Genomic DNA, 16036 nt, shown 5'->3' with positions numbered 1-16036 from the left:
GCCGGACACACAGCACGCAGAAGCAGACGGTGCGCGGCAGCCGCCGCGCACGACACCGCAGGCCATCCTTACGAGAAAGGCCGCACATGCTCTTCCTGGTCGCAGTGCTCGCCCTCATGGGCATCGTGCTGGGCGCGGCGGCACACACCCCGCTCCCGGTCTTCCTGGCCGCCTCGGCCGCCATCGCCGTCTGGCTGCTGGCCTTCTTCCTCCGCGAACGCCTGACGGCCCGGCACACACCCGACACGCAGAAGGGACGCTGACCGATGGACCACGCCACGCTGACCACGCACACCGGACGTTCCTCGCACCCGGCACCTTCCCCGCGCCCGGCACGTTCCCCGCAACCGGCGCGCCTCGCGCCCAACCGCACGGCGTCGACCCGCGGTTCCGACCCCCGCGCGGACGCCGACGGGATGGCGGTGGCGTCGTTCGTCCTGGGCCTGATCGGGCTGCTGTTGTTCAATCTGGTCTTCGGCCCGTGCGCCATCGTCCTGGCCGGCCTGGCGCTCGCCCGGGGCACCGGGCGCCGCGGCCGGGCGCTGCTCGGGCTGACCCTGGGCATCGCCGACCTGGTCGTACTGGCGGTGCTCGTGACCGTGAACGACGCGGTGTTCTGGCACTTCGGAGGCTGATTCGGAGCCAGGAACGAGGCGTGGCACGGAACCCCAGACTGGACATCCGTTGAAGTTAGGCTAACCTAACCTCGACTTCGGTCCGGCGGGCCGTCCCGTGCCACGCTCCGTCCCCGCTCCACAGAAAGACTCCTCCCCATGCCCAACGCCAGAGCCCTCCCCCTCTCCCGCCGCGGACTGCTCGCCACGGGCGGCGCCGTCGGCCTCGGTGCCCTGGTCACCGCCTGTGGGAGCAAGGACGCCAAGGGATCCGACAAGTCGGGTGGCGCGGCGAAGAAGAGCGGTCCGTGGACCTTCACCGACGACCGCAAGACCAAGATCTCCAAGAAGAGCACCCCGCAGCGCGTCGTCGCGTACATCGGCTCGGCCGCCGCGCTCTACGACTTCGGCGTGGACAAGCAGATCGTCGGCACCTTCGGCCCGACCACGCTCAAGAACGGCGAGCCGGACAAGCAGGCCGGCGACCTCCCGGTCGACCAGGTGACCGTGCTCGGCAACGAGTGGGGCCAGTTCAACGTCGAGAAGTACGCGGCGCTCCGCCCCGAGCTGCTCATCACCAACATGTACGACCCGGGCGCGCTCTTCTACGTGCCGGACGACAGCAAGGACAAGATCCTCGGCCTGGCCGACAGCGTCGCCATCACCAGCGGCCGGGTCTCCATGCTGGACCCCATCAAGCGCTACGCCGAGCTCGCCGAGTCGCTGGGCGCCGACCTGAAGGCCAAGAAGGTCGTCGAGGCGAAGGCCCGCTTCGAGAAGGCCGCCGAGACCCTCCGCAAGACCGCCAAGGGCTCGAAGATCAAGGTCATGGCCTGCTCCGCCAGCGCCGACCTGTTCTACGTCTCCAACCCGAAGGTCAACGCCGACCTCATCTACTTCAGCGAGCTGGGCGTCGAGTTCGTCCAGCCGAAGAAGCTGGACCAGGGCGGCTACTTCGAGAGCCTGAGCTGGGAGAACGCCGACAAGTACGACGCGGACCTGCTCTTCCTCGACGACCGCACCGCGACCCTCCAGCCCAAGGACCTGAAGTCCAAGCCGACCTGGTCCAAGCTGCCCGCCGTCAAGGCCGGCCAGATCACCGGCTGGAGCAGCGAGCCGCGCTTCTCCTACGCCGGTGCCGCCCCGCTCATCGAGGCGCTCACCAAGGCCATGCAGGACGCCAAGAAGGTCAGCTGACGCCGACCCCGACCCACCACCGCACACCCCGGACCCATGGCACCCATGGCGCCCACGGCACTCACGGCGCGTGAAAGGAACACCCCTCTCACATGACCACCGCAGCCACCACCACCGCCGTTCCGTTCCGCTTCTTCGACGCGCGCGTCACCGGAACGCGATCCCTCGGCCGCTCCATGGTCAGGATCACCTTCGGCGGCCCGGAGCTCACCGAGTTCGCCACGGGCGGTCGCGACCAGAGATTCAAGCTCTTCCTTCCGCAACCCGGCCAGGACGCCCCCGTCGTCCCGGTCGAGGCGGGGGAGGAGTGGTTCTCCGTGTGGCGCGCCATGGACCCGGAGACGCGTGGGGTCATGCGCACGTACACCGTGCGCGACCAGCGCCGGGCCGACGACGGATCCGTCGAGCTCGACGTGGACTTCGCACTGCACGGTGCCGACTCCGCCGCCGCGAGCGGCCCGGCCGCCCGCTGGGCCGCTCGCGCCGAACCGGGCGACCGGGCCGTGCTCCTGGGCCCGATCGCCCCGGACAACGCCGGGGTGGACTTCCGCCCGCCGGCCGGCACCGACTGGGTGCTGGTCACCGGCGACGAGACCGCGCTGCCCGCCGTCTCGGGCATCCTCCGCTGGCTGCCCGCCGGCACCCCGGCCCGGGTCTGGATCGAGGTGCCGCACGCCGAGGACATCCAGCGCCTCGACACCGAGGCGGACGCCGAGATCGTCTGGCTGGTGCGGGACGGCGGCGACGGCCGCCCGCGGACCGGCCTGATCCCGGACGCGGTACGCGCCGCGAGCCTTCCCGAGGGCACCGCGTACGCCTGGATCGCCGGCGAGGCCGGCACCGTGCGGACGCTGCGTCGCCACCTGGTCGGCGAGCGCGGTTTCGACCGCGAGGCCGTCATGTTCACCGGCTACTGGCGCCGTGGCGCCACGGAGGAACAGCTCATCGAGGAAGCCGTGACCAACCCGGCCCCCAGCGAGGACTAAACGTTTCTTCGGGCTCCGGTCGGCCGCCGGCCGGGAGCCGCCGTCTCCCCGCACGCCTCCCCTCCCCGTAAGCCGCCCCCGTACGCCCCCGCCCGTACGAGGCCCTCCCTCCGCCCTCCAGACGCCCTCCCCCCGCGAAGCTCGCCGCGCACGGCTCCTCCTCACCCCGCACGGAGCGACCGCGCCGCCCTGTCTCCCGCCTTCCTGCTCTCCTCCACACCCCTCACCGCGTCGCCGGCCCGTCCGCACGACCCTCGACACCCTCCGGACGGGGCCCGGCCAGGGCACCCCCATGCCCGCTTCAGAAAGGACATTCCGTTGAGTCTCCTCGCGAGCACCTCCGAGGACCCGTCGACAGGAACCGCCACCGCACCCGTAGCCGGGGCGGCGGATGCCAGGTCGCACCTGTTCAATGACCGTACGGCGGAGAGCTACCGGCGCTCCGTGGCCGACGGCATCGCGCTGGTGGCCGACACCGTCGCCCGCACCGACCGCCCGTTCTCCGGCGTGACCCCGGACGAACTGGCCCCGCGGATATCCGGGATCGACCTGGACCAGCCGCTCGGCGACGCCGGCGCCGCGCTGGAGGAGCTGCAGGACGTCTACCTCCGCGACGCGATCTACTTCCACCACCCCCGCTACCTCGCCCACCTCAACTGCCCGGTGGTGATCCCGGCGCTGGTCGGCGAGGCGGTGTTGTCCGCCATCAACTCCTCGCTGGACACCTGGGACCAGAGCGCCGGCGGCACCCTCATCGAGCGCCGCCTGGTCGACTGGACCACCGAGCGTCTCGGCCTGGGGCCGGACGCCGACGGCATCTTCACCAGCGGCGGCACCCAGTCCAACTTCCAGGCCCTGCTACTCGCCCGCGAGGAGGCGGTCACCCAGGCCCTGAAGAACGCCGCCGAGCCGCTGACCCAGCACGACGTCCTGCCCCGGCTGCGCATCCTCTCCTCCGAGGTCAGCCACTTCAGCGTGAAGAAGTCCGCGAAGCTGCTCGGGCTCGGCCAGGACGCGGTCATCGCCGTGGAGACCGACCGCGACCGCCGGATGCGGCCCGCCGCGCTCGCCCGCGAGCTGGAGCGCTGCCACCGCGAGGGCCTGGTCGTGATGGCCGTGGTGGCCACCGCGGGCACCACCGACTTCGGCACCATCGACCCGCTGCCGCAGATCGCCGACCTGGCCGCCTGGGCCGGCACCTGGTTCCACGTGGACGCCGCCTACGGCTGCGGGCTGCTCACCTCCCGCACCCGACGCCACCTGCTCGACGGCATCGAGCGCGCCGACTCGGTCACCGTGGACTACCACAAGTCCTTCTTCCAGCCGGTCAGCTCCAGCGCGGTGCTGGTCCGCGACCGGGCCACGCTGCGCCACGCCACCTACCACGCCGACTACCTCAACCCGGAGCGCATGGTCGAGCGGCGCATCCCCAACCAGGTCGACAAGTCCATCCAGACCACCCGCCGCTTCGACGCGCTGAAGCTGTGGATGACCCTGCGCATCATGGGCGCGGACGGCCTCGGCGCCCTCTTCGACGAGGTCTGCGACCGCACGGCCGACGCCTGGACGCTGCTGGACGAGGACCCCCGCTACGAGGTCGTCACCAAGTCCCAGCTCTCCACCCTGGTCTTCCGCTACCTGCCCCCGGAAGGGGCGCTGCGGGAGCTGGCCGACGAGGCCAACCTGTACGCGCGGGACGCGCTGGCCGCCTCCGGCGAGGCGGTCGTGGCCGGCACCACGGTCGACGGGGCGCACTACCTGAAATTCACCCTGCTCAACCCGGAGACCTCGCTCGACGACATCGCGCACGTCCTGGACCTGCTGGCGGAGCACGCCGGCCGCTACCTGAACGAACACGCCGCCGCCCCCGCCCGCCGCGCCAGCTGAACGGAAGAACCATGTCCACCACCTACGACTTCGTCGGCATCGGCCTCGGCCCGTACAACCTGGGTCTGGCCTGCCTCACCGAGCCGCTCGACGAGCTGAACGGCGTGTTCCTGGAGAGCAAGCCGGACTTCGAGTGGCACTCGGGGATGTTCCTGGACGGCGCGCACCTCCAGACCCCGTTCATGTCGGACCTGGTCACGCTGGCCGACCCGACCTCCCCGTACTCCTTCCTGAACTACCTGAAGGAGTCCGGCCGGCTGTACTCCTTCTACATCCGCGAGAACTTCTATCCGCTGCGGACGGAGTACAACGACTACTGCCGCTGGGCGGCGGCGAAGCTCACCAGCGTCCGCTTCAACGAGACGGTGGAGACCGTCGAGTACGACGAGGCCGAGGAGGTGTACGTCGTGCGCACCGTCGACGGCGTCTTCCGCGGCCGCCGCCTGGTGCTGGGCACCGGCACCCCGCCGTACATCCCCGAGTCCTGCCGCGACCTGGGCGGGGACTTCCTGCACAACTCGCGCTACATGGAGCACAAGGCGGCGCTGCAGGCCAAGGAGTCCATCACCCTGGTCGGCAGCGGGCAGAGCGCCGCGGAGATCTACTACGACCTGCTGTCGGAGATCGACGTCCACGGCTACCGGCTCGACTGGGTCACCCGCTCCCCGCGGTTCTTCCCGCTGGAGTACACCAAGCTGACCCTGGAGATGACCTCCCCGGAGTACATCGACTACTTCCACGCGCTGCCCGAGGACACCCGCTACCGGCTGGAGACCGAGCAGAAGGGCCTGTTCAAGGGCATCGACTCGGAGCTGATCAACGCCATCTTCGATCTGCTCTACCAGAAGAACCTCACCGGCCCGGTCCCCACCCGGCTGCTGACCAACTCCGGGCTCCAGTCGGCCTCGTACGACTCGGAGAGTGGGACGTACCGCCTGGACCTGCGCCACGAGGAGCAGGGACGGGACTTCACCCTCACCACCGAGGGTCTGGTCCTGGCGACCGGCTACCGCTACCAGCCGCCGGCCTTCCTGGAGCCGATCCGCGACCGGCTGCGCTGGGACGCCCACGGCCGCTTCGACGTCGCCCGCAACTACAGCGTCGACACCACCGGGAACGGCGTCTTCCTGCAGAACGCCGGCACCCACACGCACAGCATCACCTCCCCCGACCTGGGCATGGGCCCCTACCGCAACTCCTGGATCGTGCGGGAGCTGCTGGGCCGCGAGGTCTACCCGATCGAGAAGGCCATCGCCTTCCAGGAGTTCGGCGCCCCGGAGGTGTCCCTCTGATGTCGGAGATCCTCTTCCGCCGGCACGACGACCGGCTCGGCGAGTTCGCCATCCGCCCCCTGGACCCGGACGCGGACGCGGAGCTGCTGCACGGCTGGGTGACCCACCCCAAGTCCGCGTTCTGGATGATGCAGGACCTGTCGGTGGCCGAGGTCGGCGCCGAGTACCGCAAGATCCACGAGCACCCGCACCACGACGCCTTCATCGGGCTGTACGAGGGCCGCCCGGCGTTCCTCGTCGAGCGGTACGACCCGTCGCGGCTGGAGCTGGTCGGGCTGTACGACGCGCGGCCGGGCGACGTCGGCATGCACTTCCTGTGCGCGCCCACCGACATCCCGCTGCACGGCTTCACCCGCGCGGTCATCACCACCGTCATGGAGCTGCTCTTCTCCGACCCGCGCAACCGGCGCGTGGTCGTCGAGCCGGACATCCGGAACAAGGCCGTCCATGCGCTCAACGCGGTCGTCGGCTTCGAGGTCGTCGGCCCGATCCAGAAGCCGGAGAAGGAGGCGCTGCTGAGCGTCTGCACCCGTGAGCGGTTCCTGGCCAGCCAGGGCCGCGGCGGCTCCAGCCTCACCGGCGCCGTCGCCCACCTCACCCCCGAGCGCTGGGAGCGGGCCGGCCGACTCCTCCTCCGCAAGGCGTTGGCCGAGTTCGCGCACGAGCGGCTGCTGACGCCGGAGCGACTCCCCGACGGCGGCTGGTCGGTGCGCGGCGACGACCGGAGCGTGGAGTACCGCTTCACGGCCTCGGTGCTGACCCTGGACCACTGGCAGGTCGACGCCGACTCCATCACCCGCCACCGGGACGGCGTGGAGCTCCCGCTGGACGCGCTCGACTTCTTCATCGAGCTGCGGGAGACGCTGGGGCTGAGCGACGAGATCCTGCCGGTCTATCTGGAGGAGATCAGCTCCACCCTCTCCGGCACCGCCTACAAGCTGGGCGAGGCGCGGCTGAGCGCCGCCGAGCTGGCCGAGGCCGACTTCCAGACGATCGAGACCGGGATGACCGAGGGCCACCCCTGCTTCGTCGCCAACAACGGGCGGCTGGGCTTCGGCGTGCACGAGTACCACGCGTACGCGCCGGAGGCGGCCAGCCCCCTCCATCTGGTGTGGCTCGCCGCGCACCGCGACCACTCCACGTTCACCTCCTGCGCGGACATCGACTACGACACGCTGATGCGCGAGGAGCTGGGCGAGGCGACCCTGGAGCGGTTCGCGCAGACCATGCGCGAGCTGGGCCTGGACCTGGCCGACTACCAGCTGATCCCGGTCCACCCCTGGCAGTGGTGGAACAAGATGTCGGTCACCTTCGCCGCCGAGATCGCCCAGCGCCGCCTGGTCTGCCTGGGCGAGGGCGACGACGCCTACCTGGCCCAGCAGTCCATCCGGACGTTCTTCAACGTCAGCGCTCCCGAGAAGCACTATGTGAAGACGGCGCTGTCGGTGCTGAACATGGGCTTCATGCGGGGCCTGTCCGCCGCCTACATGGAGGCGACCCCGGCCATCAACGACTGGCTGGCCCAGCTGATCGCCAACGACGTGGTGCTGCGCGCCACCGGCCTGACGATCATCCGGGAGCGGGCCGCCATCGGCTACCGCCACCGGGCGTACGAGGCGGCGACCGACCGCTACTCGCCGTACCGCAAGATGCTGGCCGCGCTGTGGCGGGAGAGCCCGGTGTCCGGCCTGAAGCCGGGCCAGAAGGTGGCCACCATGGCCTCGCTGCTGCACACCGACGCCGAGGGCGGGTCCCTGGCGGGCGCCCTGATCCGGCGCTCGGGGCTGGCGCCGGAGGAGTGGCTGCGCCGCTATCTGCGCGCCTACCTCACCCCGCTGCTGCACAGCTTCTACGCCTACGACCTGGCGTACATGCCGCACGGCGAGAACGTGATCCTGGTCCTGGAGGACGGCGTCGTCCAGCGGGCGATCTTCAAGGACATCGCCGAGGAGATCGTGGTGATGGACCCGGACGCGGCGCTGCCGCCGGCGGTCCAGCGCATCCGCGCGGAGGTCCCCGAGGACGTCAAGCTGCTGTCGATCTTCACGGACGTCTTCGACTGCTTCTTCCGCTTCCTGGGCGCCACGCTGGCCGAGGACGGGGTGGTGGACGAGGAGACGTTCTGGCGGGCGGTCGCCGAGTGCGTCATCGCCTACCAGGAGTCGGCGCCGCACCTGACGGACAAGTTCCGGCAGTACGACATGTTCGCCGAGGAGTTCACGCTGTCCTGCCTCAACCGGCTCCAGCTGCGCAACAACAAGCAGATGGTGGACCTCGCCGACCCGGCGGGCGCCCTGCAGTTCGTGGGCACCCTGCGCAACCCGATCGCGCGTTTCGCCCCCGGGGCCTGACCCCGGGGCCGCGCGCCCAGCCGCCGCCGGGCGGCTCCCACTCGCTCCCGCCTGTCATGCCGCCGCGCGGGGCGCGAGGGGAGCCGCCCGGCGGCCTTTCACGCGCGCCCTCAGCGCGCCTCCTCGCGCTGGTCACGCCTCTCGCGCTTGCCCGGCCCGCGGACGTGGTTCTCGGGGTAGGCGCACACCGAGCAGTACCAGCAGGGCGGGTAGGGGTAGGTGGTGTCCCACCACATGGGGTTGCGGCACGTCCCGCAGGAGGGCGGCGCGGGCTGGGAGCCGCTGGGCGGCGGCGCGGCGCGGCGGAGGCTCATCGCGGGATCGTCCCGCACCGCCGAGGCTCGGACCGCATCCCATGGCCATGGCTCACCCCATCGGGCGAAGGGGGGACGGTGGAATGCGTTCTTCGGTCTAGACCTATTGACGCTTGGTCTAGTCCTTTCTACGCTCCGTCTCACTGCGGGGTGAGCGCGACATCTTCATCTCCGGAGGGGCTCGGGGCGGTTCGGAGCGGGTCTCCGAGGCGACCTCCGAGGTGTGAGCTCCGGGGCGCGCCTCCCCGGGCGGTGCAGGTTCCTCACTCACCGGCCCGTGCGCGCACGCGCGGGCCGTCACACCCCCCGACGCGAGGAGCACCCTTGAGACGCGCACGACGCTCATCACGCTTAGGGACGGCGGCGCTGACCGCCTTCCTGCTGCCCGTCGCCGCACTGGCCGGCCTCGCCACCCCCGCCGCCTCAGCGGTCCCGATGGCCCCAACGGCCCCGACGGAGTCGACGGCGGCCGCGGCGGCCACCGCCACCTTCGCCAAGACCTCCAGCTGGGACGGCGGCTTCCAGGGCCAGTTCACCATCGAGAACACCGGCACCACGACCATCGACTCCTGGACCGTGGAGTGGGACTTCCCCTCCGGAACCTCCGTCGGCGCGTACTGGGACGCGCTGGTCACCGCCTCCGGCGGCCACCACACGGCCCGCAACCGCGAGTACAACGGCACCATCGCGCCCGGCGCCAGCGCCAGCTTCGGCTTCGTCGCCGGCGGCAACGGCGAGCCGTCCGGCTGCAAGCTGGACGGCGGCTCCTGCGACGGCGCGCCACCCGCCGACACCCCGCCGAGCGCCCCCGGAGCCCCCACGTCCACCGGCGTCACGGCCACGTCGATCTCGCTGAGCTGGCCGGCCGCCACCGACGACAAGGGCGTCAAGAACTACGACCTGCTGCGCGACGGGTCCGTCGTCGGCACGACCGGCACGACCTCGTACACGGACACGGGCCTGACCCCGGGCACCGCCTACACCTACACGGTGGTGGCCCGCGACACCGCGGGCCAGACGGGCCCGGCGAGCCCGCCCACCACCCTCCGGACCTCGGGCTCCGGGACCGACGAGCCGCCGGGCGCACCCGGCGCACCCCAGGCGAGCGAGATCACCCAGACGGGCCTCAAGCTGACCTGGACCGCGGCCACCGACGACAAGGGGATCAAGAACTACGACGTGCTGCGCGGCGGCACGGTCGTCGGAACCTCCGCCTCCACCTCGTACACCGACACCGGCCTGACCCCGGGCACCGACTACACGTACACCGTCGTGGCCCGCGACACCGCCGACCAGACAGGCCCGGCGAGCCCGCCCACCACGGTGCGCACCCAGGGCGGGGACACCCCCACCGAACGGGTCAAGGTGGGCTACTTCACCCAGTGGGGCATCTACGGCCGCGCCTTCCCGATCAGGAAGCTCGACACCAACGGCGCCGCCGCCAGGCTCACCCACATCAACTACGCCTTCTCCAACCTCCACCCGACCGAGCTGACCTGCCTCAACGGCGTCACCAAGGCCACCACCCCCAACCCCCAGGACCCCAACCAGGGTGACGGGGCCGGTGACTCCTGGGCCGACTACGAGAAGGGCTTCGCCGCCGGCGAGTCCGTGGACGGCGTCGGAGACACCTGGGACCAGCCGCTGGCCGGCAACTTCAACCAGCTGAAGAAGCTCAAGGCGAAGTACCCGCACCTGAAGACGACGATCTCCCTCGGCGGCTGGACGTACAGCAAGTACTTCTCCGACGCGGCCAGGACCGAGAGCTCACGCCAGAAGTTCGTCAAGTCCTGCGTCGACATGTACATCAAGGGCAACCTCCCGGTGGTCAACGGCCGCGGCGGCACCGGCGTGGCGGCCGGCGTCTTCGACGGCATCGACCTCGACTGGGAGTGGCCCGGCGCCGAGGGCCACCCGGGCAACCACTGGTCGCCCGAGGACAAGGCGAACAACACCCTGCTGTTCGCCGAGTTCCGCAGGCAACTCGACGCGCTCTCCGCGACCACGGGCAAGAAGTACCTGCTCACCGCCTTCACCCCGGCCGACCCGGCCAAGATCGAGGCCGGCTGGGACATCACCACCAGGGACGGCACGCCCAGCGTCTTCGACTACATGGACTTCGCCAACGTCCAGGGCTACGACTTCCACGGCTCGGGCAGCGACAACTCCTGGGAGCCCCACCGCACCGGCCACGCCGGCAACCTCTACCAGGACGCCCAGGACCCGTACACCACCAAGTTCAACGTCGACGACACGGTGAAGGTCTACCTGAACGCCGGCGTCCCGGCCCGCAAGCTCACCGTCGGCCTGGCCTTCTACGGCCGGGGCTGGCAGCAGGTCGAGGACGGCGGCGCCAAGGGCGAGTGGCAGAAGGCGGGCGGCGCCGCCCCCGGCCAGTTCCCCGAGGAGGCCGGCACCCGCGGCTACGACAACCTCATCGCCTCCGTCCCCAACCTGACCGTCCACCACGACGAGCAGTCCGTGGCCACCTACGGCTACACCAGCCCGAACGGCCAGTGGTGGACCTTCGACGACGCCTGGTCCATCGGCAAGAAGACCGCGTACATCAAGAGCAGGGGCCTCCTCGGCGGGATGGTCTGGGAGATGTCCGGCGACAGCGGCACCCTGATGACCGCCCTCGACACCGGCCTCCGCTGACCCTTCCCTTCCCCTCCCAGACCCTCCCCTCCCCCACACACCCGCACTGACCTGCGGAAAGGAGATTCTTGCCAGCGCGGAGGCGGGATCCGCTAGGCTAGTCGCCGGATCCGCGTGATCCCCCCGCCTCCGTAGCTCAGGGGATAGAGCACCGCTCTCCTAAAGCGGGTGTCGCAGGTTCGAATCCTGCCGGGGGCACCAGCGCTAACGCCCCGGAGTGATCATGCTCCGGGGCGTTTGTCATCCACTTCTGGCATCAACGGCAGCGGGCAGCCAGGCTGAGACCAGGGCCGGGCCGCCGCTTGAGCAGCAAGGCGGCCTCACGGTCGCACAGGGGGACGCCGCGCTATGAGGCCGGGTGTCTGTCGCGTTCACTGGCTCTTCGTGGAGATGTCGCGAGTGGCTTCGAGGAGGGGCAGCGGTCGGCGACCGTCTGATGTCGGGCTGTCGGAGGGCTCTCCCTGCGGCTGGATCGACATGACGACGACCACCTGGTAGTCGCCGGGGTGCTTGTCCACGTCGGACCATGTGGTGCCGGGGCAGAGGCTGTCGACCGTCAGAGTCCTGGTGTAGGGGCGCTGGCCGACGGGGTACAGGATGGCCGGCCCGCCGTCCGGACCGGTGTCGGCGTCGGGCTTCTGGCGGCCGACGATGACGCCGCGCTTGATCAGGAGGGCCGTGGGCGGAACATCGGCGATCGGCAGGCTGAGTGCCTGCGTCCGGTCGCGGGCGGTGATCTTGTAGGTGGTCCGCAGCGTGGAGCCTTGGCGTCGCAGGGACGTGACGGTCAGTTGCAGTGATTCGTCGGGGCCGCTGACGACGACTGGGCGTTCGATGGTGCCGCCACAGGGCAGGGAGCGGTCCTGGAGCTTCAGTGGCGGGGAGGTGGTGGTCGGGGCGGGGTGGGCCGGATCACCGGTCGCCGCGTCGGAATCGGCCCCGCATCCGGCGAGGGCGAGCAGCAGGACGGGGACGGCGGGCAGTAAGGAGCGACGCATGAGTTCCTCCATGAGGTGTCGAGAGCCGTGCGAGAGGAGAAGGAGAAGCCGGTCCTGAGGTCGGCCGTTCATCCGGCCAGGGGGGCGCGGGCGACGATCGATGAACCGGGGGCTCGAGTGCCGGAGGGCACGGCATCCTGGGTGACGAGGACGACGGCCACTTCGTAGCCGCCCTTCCACACGGAACTCCAGGAGGTTCCCGCGCACGGCCGGCCCGGCACTGGCGCGAGCCGGGCGCGGTGCGGACGGTCGGGGGTGATGGTCGCCCGGTTCGTGGTGCTCTCGGATGCCGGTCCGGATGGATCCTGACCGGCCACGACCCGGCCTTCCTTCAGGACGAGAATCCGTGGACCGCCGGACAGCACCGCTGGGGCGGTCGAGTTCACCGCGTAGGTGACCTCCGGGGCTCCATCCGGGGCCGTGCGCACCTCGGAGATACGGACGGTCACAGCTCCGCGGCCGGTACTCGCCGGCACTCTCGAGCCGCAGGTGTAATGAGGGAGCTCCGGAGCCGCGCCACTGGTCACCGGAGGCTGCCTGATCAGTGAGTCCGTCGGTGTCTTGATCTCCGGCGTCGAGTCGGACGGCAGCGTGTTCAGCACCATCGCGGCGGCCACGGCCAGGCCCGCCCCGGCCACGGCGGTGTACCGGACGCGTCGGCGCCGACGCACCCGGGCCCGGACGCGCTCGGTGTCGATCTCCATCGACGGGGTGCGTTGCGCGGCGGCCAGCAACTGTTCGCGCAGTTCCTTGGGGTTCATGTCTCCAGCCTTTCCTCCGCGACGTGATGTGTGGGTGGCCGCAACTGGGCGCCCAGCCGTGCCAGCGCGTCGCTCAGATGACGCTTGACCGTCCCCTCACCGCAGCCGAGCCGCGCCGCGATGCCCGCGGTGGACATGTCCTCGTAGTAACGGAGCACCACGCACGCCCGCTGCCTCGGCGACAGTTCACGCATGGCGTCCATAAGGTCGACCCGGTGCATGACGTCCGTGCTGTGGTCGGCAGCCGGCGCCGACGACACGAGCCGCGGAAGCGCGCGGAGCCAACGAGTTCGGCGCCGGTGCAGGTCCAGGTAGCGGTTGAGCATCGTGCGACGCACGTATGCCTCCGCCTCCCCCAGTTCCCACGCACGGCGGGGTCGGGAGAAGACCCGTACCAGTGCCTCCTGTACCAGGTCGGCGCCCTCCGCGCGGTTGCCGCACAGCAGGAAGCCGTACCGGTTCAGCTCCGCGCCGCGCTCCTGCGCGAGCTCGGACAGAAGCCTCGACCATTCGGCCACATCCCCTCCGATCCCCTCACCCGGTATCACGAACAACTCACCCGTCTGGTTGGGGGCCTTGCGGCCGAAGAGTTCGACGGGGCGGTCGCGGGCGGTCCCGCACGCGAGCCGTACGCACGTGCGAGGGGCACCACGGGCTCCGGGTGGGATAGCTCCGTGGTGCCCCTCGCGGTGGCGCCGGGTTACTGGTGATCGATCAGCGCTACTACGACGCGGGCACACGAAGGGCGCGCCGTGGGACGTGGTATTCGTACGGCTCGGGGCGCGCAGCGACGGCAAGCAGGTGCAGGACGTCGTGGGTGGCAACCCCCTTGCCACCGGGCGCGGTTACGCATTCCCCCGAGTCAGGCTGATCGGCTATCCGAACACGGACCGGCAACCGCTGACCTGCACCAACTCCACGACGCGGTTCACGCCTACCGACGGCACGCCCGGCTCGTACCTCCGGATCGCCTGTGACGACTACCGGTCGGGTACCAGTGGCGGCCCGTTCCTGGCGAACTTCAACCCGCACACGGGGAGGGGTGATGTGGTTGGGAGCATAGGCGGCTGGAAGACAGGTGGGCCCACCGCCGACATCTCCTACAGCCCGTGCTTCGGCTCCGACATCCGGCGACTGTACGACGCGGCTGTGGCCGGGTCCCCGCCCGACCGGCCCAGAGTGCTGCCGCGGTGATGGACCGGTGGTGAAGCGCGCCTACCCGGCAGCAGGCGAACACGGAAGGCCGCGGGAAGGGGCTTGGGGGCTCGTGCTAGAGGAAGCGTGCCGGATCGCCAGGACGAACCCGAAGACCGCAGACGCTGCCGCAACGGACCTAATCCGTCCGGTAGGAACAACGCGGCACTACCGATCCACGCGGTAGGGCCGCCGCCTTCCACACCGTCCCGGTACCTGGGCCAGGGCGAGCGCAAGCGCCACCTGGCGTGATGCAGCACCCTCGGTCATGGATTCGATCCCACTCCTCAAGCGGGTGTCGCAGGTTCGAATCCCGCCGGGGGCACCCAGCGCGAAGGCCGCGGACCGGTCATGGTCCGGGGCCTTCACGTGGGTGGCCGCACCGGCCGTGGTGAGGGCTACGGCATCTCCCACGCCGCGTTCGTGAAGGTCTTGCTTCGCATGAGGAACTCGCCGAGGTAGCCGTCATGGGGCAGGCCGGGGACCAGTACGTGGGTGGGGTGGTCGCCGACGTGGAGGTTGCCGATGGTCGGTTCGTCGAGGAGGCGCCGGACCAGGGCCTGGTCCGATGTGAGGGCGGTGAGCACGATCGTGTCGCGCAGCGGGGCCAGGCCGTCGGCGCGGCTCCACGGGGCGATCCACACGCAGGGGAACGGCATCTCCAGGCGGGTCTGCGGGGCGTCGGCGCGGTCGAGCTGGAACACCGCGGGGCGCAGCGCCGCGGCGCCGTCGCCGAGGTCGGCGACGATGGTGTCGCCGCCGAGCCACGGCGTGGCGCCGGCGGCCTCGGTGTGGAGGTGCTTCTCCAGGGCGAGGGCGGTGTCCAACCGCTTGACCGGCAGCACGGCCCGGTCGTCCTCCGGTGGCAGTGAGGGGAGGTCGGCCAGGCGGTCGGCGACGGCCTTGGCCACCGGGGCCGGGTCGCCTTCGACGAAGACCGCCGTGGTGTTGACGCAGCCGGCGCCGGCCTCCTGGCTGATCGAGTCGACGATCGTGTCGAGATGCCGCATGACGTCGGTGTCCGCGGTGATCAGGATCTTGGCCCGGCCCGGTCCGTGCGGCAGCACGGTGGTGCTGGCCCGGTACTTGTCCATCACGGCGTCGCCGCCGTAGACCATGGCCAGGTCGGCGCCTTCGACCAGGTCGTCGGCGACGGCATGGTCGGAGGGCAGGAGGATGACGTGATCCCTGCCGAAGCCGGCCTCGTGCAGGGCGGTGACCAGCCGGTGCGCGCTCAGCGGTTCGCGTCGCGAGGGGCGTACCGCGACGCGGTAGCCGAGTGCCAGCGCCTCCACCCACTGCGCGTGGATCCCCGGGTGGTTGCCGGCGGTGAGCACGGCGAACACATCACCCCGCCGGATCCACACCGCGGTGCCGGCGCCGTTCGACCCGTCGCGGCTGCCGCGCGGTCGGGCCTGGGCGGCGAAGCCGTACGCGCCGGCCAGGCTGGTCGCCGTGTTCCGGGTGGCCTCCCGCACGATCGAGATCGGCAGGCCGCTCACCCGGGCCACGGCGTGCTGGTACGCGTCGACGGACATGCCGTTGACGGTGGCGGTGGCGAACAGCCGGCCCGCCTCGGCCAGTGCCCGTACCCGCTCGTCCAACGGCGCCGTCTCCGCCCGCCGCAGCGCCGCCATGCCGCGCCGCGCGTACAGCCGCGGCACCATGCTCAGCTCCGCGATCGGCCGACCGGTGACGTCGTGGACGACGTCCCTCGCCTGCGCCCGATAGGGGCCCTTGGGGCCGAGGGCGTCGAGGTGGACCGGTGTCGGAGAACCGGCCAT

Annotated in this window: 14 protein-coding genes, 1 tRNA gene and 1 pseudogene; 11 read left to right on the top strand and 5 right to left on the bottom strand. The window is 70.8% G+C overall.

Annotation, left to right across the window (positions count from 1 at the left end; genetic code table 11):
• Window positions 1–86 precede the first annotated feature (86 nt).
• The 8 genes and pseudogenes from CD790_RS34365 to CD790_RS01710 all read left to right on the top strand — a co-directional run bounded on the left by CD790_RS34365 (window position 87) and on the right by CD790_RS01710 (window position 8327).
• The gene (locus CD790_RS34365; protein ID WP_186318829.1) at window positions 87–263 is read left to right on the top strand and encodes a hypothetical protein; all 177 of its coding nucleotides are present in this window, start codon (window positions 87–89) and stop codon (window positions 261–263) included.
• 3 nt (window positions 264–266) lie between these two features.
• Window positions 267–635: a DUF4190 domain-containing protein gene (locus tag CD790_RS35480; RefSeq protein WP_260867272.1), complete on the top strand. Its 369-nt coding sequence runs from the start codon at window positions 267–269 to the stop codon at window positions 633–635.
• A gap of 138 nt (window positions 636–773) precedes the next feature.
• Window positions 774–1811: an ABC transporter substrate-binding protein gene (locus CD790_RS01730; RefSeq protein ID WP_144381163.1), complete on the top strand. Its 1038-nt coding sequence runs from the start codon at window positions 774–776 to the stop codon at window positions 1809–1811.
• A 92-nt stretch (window positions 1812–1903) separates the two neighbouring features.
• A complete protein-coding gene (locus CD790_RS01725) occupies window positions 1904–2797 on the top strand; it encodes a siderophore-interacting protein (protein ID WP_144381162.1) in 894 nt (297 codons plus the stop codon).
• Between the two features lie 318 nt (window positions 2798–3115).
• Window positions 3116–4684, top strand: a complete 1569-nt coding sequence (locus CD790_RS01720; protein WP_144381161.1) for an aspartate aminotransferase family protein — start codon at window positions 3116–3118, stop codon at window positions 4682–4684.
• A gap of 11 nt (window positions 4685–4695) precedes the next feature.
• Complete coding sequence (locus CD790_RS01715; RefSeq protein ID WP_144381160.1) at window positions 4696–5976, top strand: lysine N(6)-hydroxylase/L-ornithine N(5)-oxygenase family protein; 1281 nt, start codon at window positions 4696–4698, stop codon at window positions 5974–5976.
• A pseudogene (locus tag CD790_RS35475) lies at window positions 5976–6458 on the top strand (GNAT family N-acetyltransferase); the annotation flags it as partial. The gene CD790_RS01715 and the pseudogene CD790_RS35475, both read left to right, overlap by 1 nt.
• Window positions 6459–6518: 60 nt before the next feature.
• The gene (locus CD790_RS01710; RefSeq protein WP_260867333.1) at window positions 6519–8327 is read left to right on the top strand and encodes an IucA/IucC family siderophore biosynthesis protein; all 1809 of its coding nucleotides are present in this window, start codon (window positions 6519–6521) and stop codon (window positions 8325–8327) included.
• A 110-nt stretch (window positions 8328–8437) separates the two neighbouring features.
• On the opposite strand, the gene CD790_RS35470 is transcribed toward CD790_RS01710, so the two are convergent.
• Window positions 8438–8641 (bottom strand): hypothetical protein, encoded by a 204-nt coding sequence (locus CD790_RS35470; RefSeq protein ID WP_260867271.1) that lies wholly within the window; start codon window positions 8639–8641, stop codon window positions 8438–8440.
• Window positions 8642–8965: 324 nt separating this feature from the next.
• Here CD790_RS35470 and CD790_RS01705 point away from each other — a divergent pair, with 324 nt between their 5' ends.
• Together CD790_RS01705 and CD790_RS01700 are read left to right on the top strand one after the other, a co-directional pair.
• Complete coding sequence (locus CD790_RS01705) at window positions 8966–11299, top strand: glycoside hydrolase family 18 chitinase (RefSeq protein WP_260867270.1); 2334 nt, start codon at window positions 8966–8968, stop codon at window positions 11297–11299.
• Between the two features lie 125 nt (window positions 11300–11424).
• Window positions 11425–11500, top strand: a tRNA-Arg gene (locus CD790_RS01700).
• A gap of 170 nt (window positions 11501–11670) precedes the next feature.
• Here the strand turns inward: CD790_RS01700 and CD790_RS01695 are convergent.
• The 3 genes from CD790_RS01695 to CD790_RS01685 form a co-directional block, all read right to left on the bottom strand.
• Complete coding sequence (locus CD790_RS01695; RefSeq protein ID WP_144381157.1) at window positions 11671–12297, bottom strand: hypothetical protein; 627 nt, start codon at window positions 12295–12297, stop codon at window positions 11671–11673.
• Window positions 12298–12365: 68 nt separating this feature from the next.
• Complete coding sequence (locus tag CD790_RS01690; RefSeq protein WP_144381156.1) at window positions 12366–13058, bottom strand: hypothetical protein; 693 nt, start codon at window positions 13056–13058, stop codon at window positions 12366–12368.
• Complete coding sequence (locus CD790_RS01685) at window positions 13055–13576, bottom strand: sigma-70 family RNA polymerase sigma factor (RefSeq protein ID WP_144381155.1); 522 nt, start codon at window positions 13574–13576, stop codon at window positions 13055–13057. The genes CD790_RS01690 and CD790_RS01685 overlap by 4 nt, the downstream gene beginning before the upstream one ends.
• A gap of 283 nt (window positions 13577–13859) precedes the next feature.
• Between CD790_RS01685 and CD790_RS01680 the strand changes: the two genes are divergently transcribed.
• Window positions 13860–14252 carry a hypothetical protein gene (locus tag CD790_RS01680; RefSeq protein ID WP_186318828.1) on the top strand — a complete coding sequence of 131 codons (393 nt, stop codon included), beginning with the start codon at window positions 13860–13862 and terminating at the stop codon, window positions 14250–14252.
• A gap of 398 nt (window positions 14253–14650) precedes the next feature.
• On the opposite strand, the gene CD790_RS01675 is transcribed toward CD790_RS01680, so the two are convergent.
• The gene (locus CD790_RS01675) at window positions 14651–16036 is read right to left on the bottom strand and encodes an aldehyde dehydrogenase family protein (RefSeq protein ID WP_144381154.1); all 1386 of its coding nucleotides are present in this window, start codon (window positions 16034–16036) and stop codon (window positions 14651–14653) included.

Source organism: Streptomyces sp. SAJ15, from assembly GCF_007595705.1.
GTDB lineage: Bacteria > Actinomycetota > Actinomycetes > Streptomycetales > Streptomycetaceae > Streptomyces.
This window is presented reverse-complemented; position numbering and strand designations above follow the sequence as displayed.